This is a genomic window from Bradyrhizobium sp., from assembly GCF_035701725.1.
Taxonomy (GTDB): domain Bacteria; phylum Pseudomonadota; class Alphaproteobacteria; order Rhizobiales; family Xanthobacteraceae; genus Bradyrhizobium.
In genome coordinates, this window is the sequence record NZ_DASSRP010000018.1 from 1 (window position 1) to 7,384 (window position 7,384).

General features: G+C 62.8%; 6 protein-coding genes and 1 pseudogene. 2 read left to right on the plus strand and 5 right to left on the minus strand.

Going from position 1 to position 7,384, the window contains the following annotated elements; all coding sequences use genetic code 11:
- Positions 1-481 (plus strand): annotated as a pseudogene (locus tag VFL62_RS00950) (bifunctional NADH-specific enoyl-ACP reductase/trans-2-enoyl-CoA reductase); the annotation flags it as partial.
- 158 nt (positions 482-639) lie between these two features.
- On the opposite strand, the gene VFL62_RS00955 reads toward VFL62_RS00950, so the two are convergent.
- The 4 genes from VFL62_RS00955 to VFL62_RS00970 all read right to left on the minus strand — a co-directional run bounded on the left by VFL62_RS00955 (position 640) and on the right by VFL62_RS00970 (position 3,603).
- Complete coding sequence (locus tag VFL62_RS00955) at positions 640-1,236, minus strand: glutathione S-transferase family protein (protein WP_325170506.1); 597 nt, start codon at positions 1,234-1,236, stop codon at positions 640-642.
- Between the two features lie 42 nt (positions 1,237-1,278).
- Positions 1,279-2,136: a hypothetical protein gene (locus tag VFL62_RS00960; RefSeq protein WP_325170507.1), complete on the minus strand. Its 858-nt coding sequence runs from the start codon at positions 2,134-2,136 to the stop codon at positions 1,279-1,281.
- Between the two features lie 63 nt (positions 2,137-2,199).
- Entirely contained in the window at positions 2,200-2,661 is a 462-nt protein-coding gene (locus VFL62_RS00965; RefSeq protein WP_325170508.1) for a GNAT family N-acetyltransferase, read from the minus strand.
- A gap of 3 nt (positions 2,662-2,664) precedes the next feature.
- Complete coding sequence (locus VFL62_RS00970) at positions 2,665-3,603, minus strand: hydrogen peroxide-inducible genes activator (protein ID WP_325170509.1); 939 nt, start codon at positions 3,601-3,603, stop codon at positions 2,665-2,667.
- A gap of 155 nt (positions 3,604-3,758) precedes the next feature.
- On the opposite strand from VFL62_RS00970, the gene katG reads away from it, so the two are divergent.
- Positions 3,759-5,912, plus strand: a complete 2,154-nt coding sequence (gene katG, locus VFL62_RS00975) for a catalase/peroxidase HPI (protein ID WP_325170510.1) — start codon at positions 3,759-3,761, stop codon at positions 5,910-5,912.
- Positions 5,913-5,981: 69 nt separating this feature from the next.
- Here katG and pnp read toward each other — a convergent pair.
- Positions 5,982-7,384: polyribonucleotide nucleotidyltransferase (gene pnp, locus VFL62_RS00980; protein ID WP_325170511.1), on the minus strand; the 1,403-nt coding region annotated here is incomplete at its 5' end.

A 7,384-nucleotide genomic window follows, 5' to 3' on the forward strand; every position in this document is an offset into this window, starting at 1 on the left:
CTGGCCGATTTACTGGAAGGGTACGCTCGGTCGCGCCAAGGTCGATCTCGATCGCAAGGCGGAAGCGATCCGCAGCCGGCTCGGCGCTGACGCGGCCCGCGTGGTGGCGCTGAAAGCCGTGGTGACGCAGGCGAGTTCAGCGATTCCGGTCGTGCCGCTCTATGGCACGGTATTGTTCAAGGTGATGAAGCAGCTCGGCTTGCACGAAGGCTGCATCGAGCAGATCGATCGCCTGTTCCGCACACGCCTCGGCGCCGATGCCGAACTCGACGACGAAAAACGTCTCCGTGTCGACGACTGGGAACTGTCGCCGGAAGTTCAGGCCGAGGTGCTTCGCCGCTGGCCTCTGCTTTCCACCGAAACGCTCGGCGAACTGGCGGACCTTGCCGAATACAAGAGCCAGTTCCTTCGCCTGTTCGGATTTGGCATCGACGGCGTCAACTATGCGCAGGACGTCGACCCCCGCGTCGTCCCGGTCTAAAGCGTTTTCGAGCGAAGCCGTCTTCGCTAAAGCTTCGGCGGCCGAGTGCGCTCGTCACCCGGCGTAGCCTTGGCGGAGACAGGTGGATCCCGGTTCGCGTCAAGAAAACGCGTCAAACAACAAACGAGAGTAAGTCAGACCAGATCTGGTTGTGCTCTTCATCCCATGACCAGCGTGGCCGCGCGCTGAAACGCCGGCCGCGCCGCGCAGGCGTCGAGATAGCGATCGAAAGACGGGCGCGTCGGCAGCATCTTGAACAGCCGCACCGCGAAGTTCAGTCCTGACCCGATCACGATGTCGGCTGCGGAAAACGTCTCGCCGAGAATCCATGGTCCTTTTTGAAGCGCGGCGTCGAGAACGTCATAGACGCGCTGCGGATCACCCCAGCCAGCGGCGACCGGATTCATTTCGAGCTTGGTCGCAACCTGCACCATCGCCGGCTCCATGCAGCCCGGTCCGAAGAACAGCCAGTAGTAATATTTCGCGCGCAGTGGATCGCCGACTGGCGGCGCCAGCTTCGCTTGCGGGTAGCGCTCGGCGACATAGGCGCAGATCGCGGCGGCTTCGGCGAGCGTCGTATCGCCGTCTTGGATCGCCGGCACCTTGCCCATCGGATTGATGGCGAGATATTCCGGTGTCTTCTGCGCGCCCTTCGAAATGTCGGTCAGCACGCGCTCATAGGGCTGTCCGGTTTCTTCCATCAGCCAGAGCGCGGAAAACGACCGCGACTTCGGCGACCAATAGAGCTTCATCATGGCGTTTCCTTCCACGGCGCGATTCATTGCGGGCAGAGTGGACTATTGTGCGTTGCCACTAGCAATGTAAGCAGGCAGATATTTGTCAAGCTTCGCGGTAAGCATCGCCCGCGCGCCGTCTCGCAGGCGAATATTGCCGGCTACCGCTTCGGGTTCCGAGGGTAGTTCGAAGTCCTTGAGCGGTGTGAAATTCTCATCTTTCACGAGGTTGGTGAGGCTTGCTGCAAGCCTCGTTCCCAGACCGATGGCGTCATCGTATTTTTCAAATGTCTTGCCGTCGAACACGGTGACTCTGAAAAAGGCGAACAACGAGGCTGTCTTGAATGCGCCGGAAGACCAATTCGTCAGAACGCCGACACCTTCAGCCGCTTGATTGGTTCCGGCGACCTGCCCGGTGAACCGCGTCACAACGAGATATCGCTCGCAATTGGCATTCGCGGCGACCCGCCGGACGACGTCGACGAGATCGTGGCTCGCATCGCGGAACAGCTCTCTCGGAGGATGATAGAAGGGGTCGAACGCGCCTTTGGCATAGGGGATCCGCTTGGTCGAAAGACCGCCGGCGGCGGCACGAACCCGTGCGACAACCAGGTCATCGAGGCCCCAGGATTCGATTGGTGCTTCCGTGAGTTCGTTGCCGAATACCGTAAGCCCGATGTGCTTGACAAAGAACTTGTCGCCGATCGCGGGAATGACCCCGATCTGACACGGTCCGCTCTCCGTTGAGACGGCCGTAGGCTTTGCCGTGGCTTTCGCCTTCGGCGCGACTTTCTTCGCAGCAGGCGTCGGTGCGGGGGCGGTGGGAGACTGACCCCACGCGGGAGCCACGAGATAGGCGAGGAGAACGCAGATGGCGATGAACGAACGCAACATGGGAGGGGAATGGCCGGTGAGATGCAAGTTGAAAAAGCGATAGTCGAAAACTAGAGCGCGAGCGCCGTTCTAGCAAGGCGCGGGATCGATTTAGTCGGCTCTCTTCCAGCGATAATATTTCATCATCCGCCCGATCGCGGGCTCAAGCGCTTCGCGCTCGAATAGAAAACCTTCGCGCTCATACCAGCGCCAGGCCTTTTCGTTTTCGCGCACGCAGCGCAGCCAGATTTCGTCCGGCAAAAGTCTTCGCGTAAAGGCGAGGAGCTGCCGGCCGACCGAACGGCCCTGGTAGTCGGGCGCAACGAACAGCATATCCAGATATTTTTTCGGCAGATGGATCGCGAGCATCGCCGCCAGTCTGGCGCCATCCTCGGCGACAAACAGGCTCCAGCCGTCCCCGACTTCCCGGTGCACGCGCGCGCGAAGCCTTGCCAGTAGCTCGTCGCTCGCGGTGTCGAGGCCGGTCGACACCCAGCTCTCCATCCAGACGCGGGCGACTTCGTCGTATTCATCTGGACGGGCCGGGCGAACGACGGCAGGCGATGTCGTCATCGCTTATGCCTTGACGCCGCGGAGCGACACTTCGCTTGCCGGCGCTTGACGCGTCTTGCCCGCCGACAGGCACACGGCTTCGGAGATCTGTTGCAGTTGCCGGGCCAGGGGGTTGCTCTTGCGCCAGACCATGCCGATGGTGCGCGACGGTTGCGGATTTTTGAAACGCGCCACCGACACGGATGCTGAGCGGGTCTCGACTTCCACGGCCATTTCGGGAATGAGCGTCACGCCGATGCCCGCGCCCACCATCTGGACCAGCGTCGACAGCGAGCTTGCGTCCAGCACTTCGCGCGGCGGTGCACTCTGCATGTTGCAGAAAGACAGCGCCTGGTCGCGGAAACAGTGTCCCTCCTCGAGCAACAACAGTTTCATCTCGCGCAGCATTTCCCGGCTGGGCACCGGCGTGTTCCTCTGCTCGCCGGGTCTGACTAGCAGGAAGTTTTCCCTGAACAGGGCAATTTCGGTCAGTGACGGCTCCGAAACCGGTAGCGCGACGATCGCGGTATCAAGTCTTCCCTCTGCGACTTCCTTGATCAGCCTCGGGGTCAGCGTCTCGCGGACGTGAAGGTCAAGTTCGGGATGAAGCCGTGCCAGATTTTCGATCACCTTCGGCAAAAGATAGGGCGCGATGGTCGGGATCATGCCGACGCGCAGGCGACCGGCGAGGCGGTCGCGCGAGGCGCGGGCGAAATCACCGAGCTCGTCGACCGAGCGCAGGATCTCGCGGACACGCTGAAGCAGCTCTTCGCCGAATGTGGTCAGCGCGATCTGCCGCGCGCTTCGTTCCAGCAGGACGCCGCCGAGCGCTTCCTCCATCTCCTTGATCTGCATCGAGAGCGCCGGCTGAGAGATCGAGCAGGCCTCCGCCGCCCGTCCGAAATGGCCGTGGCGCGCCAGGGCGTCGAAATAGCGGAGCTGCCGCAGCGTGACGTTGATCATGGTGTTCAGTCGCGGAGGGGGCGGATCATCAGATTATCCTATCGGTGTCATCATTATTCTCTATTTTACCTGATGAAAAGGGTTGCGTAGATTGCGCGCTCCTAAAGCCAGCCCCCCGAAGGGTGGAACTCCCGGCCCCACAAGAGGAGACGATCATGGACGACCAAGCAAAGTGCCCGTTTACGGGCGGATCACGCGCGCGCACCAACCGCGACTGGTGGCCGGACACCCTTGACATCTCAGTGCTCCACCGTAACTCGACCCTGTCCGATCCGATGGGCACGGCGTTCGACTACGCCAAGGAGTTCAAGACGCTCGACCTTAACGCCGTGGTCAAGGACCTCACCGCGTTGATGACGCAATCGCAGGAGTGGTGGCCGGCCGACTTCGGTCACTATGGCGGGTTGATGATCCGCATGGCCTGGCATTCTGCCGGCACCTACCGCATCACCGACGGCCGCGGTGGCGCCGGCGCCGGACAGCAGCGCTTTGCACCGCTCAACAGCTGGCCTGACAACGCCAACCTCGACAAGGCGCGCCGGCTGCTGTGGCCGATCAAGCAGAAATACGGCCGCAAGATTTCCTGGGCCGACCTGATGATTCTCGCCGGCAACGTTGCGCTGGAATCGATGGGCTTCAAGACCTTCGGTTTTGCTGGCGGCCGCGCCGACGTTTGGGAGCCCGAGGAGCTCTACTGGGGTCCCGAAGGCACCTGGCTCGGCGATGAACGCTATAGCGGCGAGCGCCAGCTTGCCGAACCGCTCGGCGCGGTGCAGATGGGCCTGATCTACGTCAACCCGGAAGGGCCGAATGGCAATCCGGACCCCGTCGCGGCGGCCAAGGACATCCGCGAAACCTTCTTCCGCATGGCGATGAATGACGAAGAGACTGTCGCACTGATCGCCGGCGGCCATTCCTTCGGCAAGACTCACGGCGCGGGCGATCCGTCGCTGGTTGGTGCCGATCCGGAAGGCGGTGCGCTCGAGGATCAGGGCCTCGGCTGGAAGAGCAAGTACGGCACGGGTGTCGGCGCCGACGCCATCACTGGCGGTCCGGAAGTCACCTGGACCCAGACGCCAACCAAATGGAGCAACGCGTTCTTCGACAACCTGTTCAAATACGAATGGGAGCTGACCAAGAGCCCGGCCGGCGCCAAGCAGTGGAAGGCGAAGAACGCCGAAGCCACGATTCCCGATGCCTACGACAAGTCGAAGAAGCATGTCCCGACCATGCTCACCACCGACCTGTCGCTGCGCTTTGACCCGGCCTATGAGAAGATCTCGCGGCGCTTTCATCAGCACCCCGACCAGTTCGCCGATGCCTTCGCGCGGGCCTGGTTCAAGCTGACCCACCGCGATATAGGGCCGCGTGCGCGCTATCTCGGCGCGCTGGTGCCGAAGGAAACGCTGATCTGGCAGGACCCGATTCCACCCGTTGATCATCCCCTGATCGGCGAGGCCGACATTGCCGCGCTGAAGACGAAGATTCTCGCCTCCGGCCTGACCGTGTCGCAGCTCGTCTCGACCGCCTGGGCGTCGGCTTCGACCTTCCGCGGCTCGGACAAGCGCGGCGGCGCCAACGGCGCGCGCATCCGCCTCAGCCCGCAGAAGGACTGGGAAGTCAACCAGCCGGCTGAGCTCAAGACGGTGCTGGGCAAGCTCGAGGCGATCCAGAAGGAGTTCGGCAAGAAGGTCTCGCTCGCCGATCTGATCGTCCTCGGCGGCGCTGCGGCGATCGAGAAGGCCGCCAAGGATGCCGGCATCGACGTCAAGGTGCCGTTCACGCCGGGCCGGGCCGATGCGTCGCAGGACCAGACCGATGTCGAGTCCTTTGCTCCGCTCGAGCCGCGCGCCGACGGCTTCCGCAACTACATCAACAGCAAGAAACATCAGTTCATGGCGCCGGAGGAGGCGTTGGTGGACCGGGCGCAGCTCTTGCGGTTGACCGGGCCGGAGATGACGGTGCTGGTCGGCGGCCTGCGCGTGCTCGGCGCCAACCCCGGCAACTCGAAGCACGGCGTCTTCACGCAGAAGCCGGGCACGCTTTCGAACGACTTCTTCGTCAACCTGCTCGACATGGCGACCGTCTGGCAGCCGGCTGCCGACGGCACCTATGTCGGCCATGATCGCAAGACCAAGGCGCAGAAGTGGACCGCGACGCGCGTCGACCTGATCTTCGGGTCGCACTCGCAGCTGCGGGCTTTTGCCGAAGTCTATGCCTGCGCGGACTCCAAGGAGAAATTCGCCAGGGATTTCGTCGCGGCCTGGAACAAGGTGATGAACGCCGATCGCTTCGATATCGCGGGCTAATCAAGGCGTGCAGCAAACAAAAGGGCGGCTGAAAAGCCGCCCTTTTTTTATTCCGTGTTGCTTTCAGCCCTACTCGCCGGCTTCGGCCGGGGCGGCCTCTGCCTTCTCGGCCTTCGGCTTGGCCTCGAGGTCCTCACCGGTGGTCTGGTCGACCGCCTTCATCGACAGCCGCGTCTTGCCGCGGTCATCGAAGCCGAGCAGCTTGACCTTGACCTTGTCGCCCTCCTTGACGACGTCGGAGGTCTTCTGCACGCGATTGGCGGCGAGCTGGCTGATATGGACCAGACCGTCTTTGGCGCCGAAGAAGTTCACGAACGCGCCGAACTCCATCACCTTGACCACGGTGCCCTCGTAGATCTGGCCGACTTCGGGCTCCGAAGTGATCGACTTGATCCACTTGATCGCGGCCTTCATCGCCTCGCCGTCGTTGGAGGCGACCTTCACGGTGCCGTCGTCCTCGATATTGATCTTGGCGCCGGTCTTTTCCACGATTTCGCGGATCACCTTGCCGCCGGTGCCGATCACTTCGCGGATCTTGTCGGTCGGAATCTTGAAGGTCTCGATGCGTGGGGCGTATTCGCCGAGTTCGGCCCGGGCCGCGGTCAGCGCCTTGGCCATCTCGCCCAGGATGTGGATGCGGCCTTCCTTGGCCTGGCCGAGCGCAACCCGCATGATCTCTTCGGTGATGCCCTCGATCTTGATGTCCATCTGCAGCGAGGTGATGCCCTGATCGGTTCCGGCGACCTTGAAATCCATGTCGCCGAGATGGTCCTCGTCGCCGAGGATGTCAGAGAGCACCGCATAGCGCTTGTCTTCGAGGATCAGACCCATCGCGATGCCCGCGGTCGGCCGCTTCAACGGCACGCCGGCATCCATCAACGCCAGCGAGGCGCCGCAGACCGAAGCCATCGAGGACGAACCGTTGGATTCGGTGATCTCGGAAACCACGCGCACCGTGTAGGGGAATTCGTGGTGCGGCGGCAGAACCGGGTGGATCGCGCGCCAGGCGAGCTTGCCGTGGCCGATTTCGCGACGCTTGGTGCCGCCGAGGCGGCCGGTCTCGCCGACCGAGTAGGGCGGGAAGTTGTAGTGCAGCAGGAACGTCTCTTTGTACGTTCCCGACAGCGCGTCGATGTACTGCTCGTCTTCGCCGGTGCCGAGCGTGGTCACGACCATCGCCTGGGTCTCGCCGCGGGTGAACAGCGCCGAGCCATGCGCGCGGGGAAGTACACCGACCTCGGCGACGATGTTGCGCACCGTCTTGACGTCTCGGCCGTCGATGCGGCGGCCGGTGTCGAGAATGTTCCAGCGGACGATCTTGGCTTCCAGCTCCTTGAACACGTCGGCGACGCGGAGCTTGTCGTATTTCGGCTCCTGCCCTTCCGGGAAGAAGTGCGCCATCACCTTTTCCTTGGCGACGCCGACCGCGGCGTAGCGGTCCTGCTTCACGGCAATCGCATAGGCCTTGCGCA

Bases quoted from the DNA above. Each gene is read 5' to 3' on its own strand.
- VFL62_RS00965 (WP_325170508.1), bottom strand. From the start codon at position 2,661: ATGACGACATCGCCTGCCGTCGTTCGCCCGGCCCGTCCAGATGAATAC.
- VFL62_RS00955 (WP_325170506.1), bottom strand. From the start codon at position 1,236: ATGATGAAGCTCTATTGGTCGCCGAAGTCGCGGTCGTTTTCCGCGCTC.
- katG (WP_325170510.1), top strand. From the start codon at position 3,759: ATGGACGACCAAGCAAAGTGCCCGTTTACGGGCGGATCACGCGCGCGC.
- VFL62_RS00970 (WP_325170509.1), bottom strand. From the start codon at position 3,603: ATGATCAACGTCACGCTGCGGCAGCTCCGCTATTTCGACGCCCTGGCG.